A 1,315-nucleotide genomic window follows, 5' to 3' on the forward strand; every position below is an offset into this window, starting at 1 on the left:
GGCCAGGGCAACTACGCCGCGGCCAACGCGTTCCTGGACGCGCTGGCCACGTACCGCAGGGCCGAAGGCCTCCCCGCACAGTCCCTCGCCTGGGGGCCGTGGGGCGACGGGGGCATGGCGGACAGCCTGCCCGGCGCCGACTCCCAGCGCATGCGCCGGACCGGCATCGCGACCCTGTCGGCCGAGGAGGGGACCGCCCTCTTCGACGCGGCCGAGGCGGCCGGTGGTGCGGCACTCGTCACCATGCGGGTCGATCTCACCGGGACGGACGCGCCGGGACCGGACGACCTGCCGGACCTGTTCCGAGGGCTCGTAAGGACCAGCGGCCACCGTGCCACCGACACGACGGCCTCCGGCGCGGCAGCGTACCGCCGGCGGATGAACGCGCTGACCGACGAAGAGCGCACGGAGCAGGTGCTCGATCTCGTACGGGCCCACGCCGCCGCCATTCTCGGCTACGCCGGCGCCTCGGCCATCGAGCCGGACCGGGCGTTCAAGGAGCTCGGGTTCGACTCACTGGCCGCGGTGGAGTTCCGCAACGGCCTGGCTCAGGCCACGGGGCTGCGCCCGTCGGCGACGTTGGTCTTCGACTACCCGAACTCCCGCGTGCTCGCGGAGTACCTGGCCGAGGAGCTGCGTCCCGACTCGGCAACGGACGCCCAGGCCGACGAGGAAGAACGGGTCCGGAACATTCTGAAGGGAATCCCCCTGAGCCGACTCAGGGACGCAGGACTGATGGAAGTCCTCTTCGAGCTCGCCGGTGTTCACGAAGAGCCGGTGAACCCGACCGAGGAAACGGACGAGAATTCGACCGAATCCATCGACTCGATGGATGCCGAGAGCCTGATCAGCATGGCACTCGAAGGTTTCGGCCTTGACGACGCGACGCAGGGAATGTGAGAGCCCCGATGACTAATTCTGACGAGAAGCTGGTCGCCGCACTGCGCGCGTCGCTCAAGGAGAACGACCGTCTGCGGGCCCACAACAGGAAGCTGTCGTCCGCAGCCCGCGAACCCATTGCCATCGTCGCGATGAGCTGCCGCTTTCCAGGAGGAGTCGAATCGCCGGAGGCCCTGTGGCAACTGGTGAACGATGGCGTGGACGCGATATCCGAATTCCCGGACAACCGCGGCTGGAATGTCGGATCTCTCTACGATCCGAACGGTGAACGGCCGAACACCACTTATGTCAACAAGGGTGGATTCCTTCACTCGGCGGACACCTTCGACCCGGTTCCTTTCGGTATCAGTCCGAACGAGGCCCTGATCATGGACCCGCAGCAGCGGCTGCTGCTGGAATGCTCGTGGGAGGTGTT

The 1,315-nt window shown here is 67.2% G+C and carries 2 protein-coding genes; both read left to right on the top strand.

All coding sequences use genetic code 11. The features are described from left to right. Window positions 1–900: beta-ketoacyl reductase (locus FKN01_RS32165; protein ID WP_143626175.1), on the top strand; the 900-nt coding region annotated here is incomplete at its 5' end. An 8-nt stretch (window positions 901–908) separates the two neighbouring features. Continuing rightward, window positions 909–1,315, top strand: a 407-nt coding sequence (locus FKN01_RS32170) for a beta-ketoacyl synthase N-terminal-like domain-containing protein (RefSeq protein WP_221939395.1), incomplete at its 3' end; no start/stop codon positions are given.

The sequence above is a fragment of the Streptomyces sp. 130 genome (assembly GCF_007096885.1).
Lineage (GTDB): Bacteria > Actinomycetota > Actinomycetes > Streptomycetales > Streptomycetaceae > Streptomyces.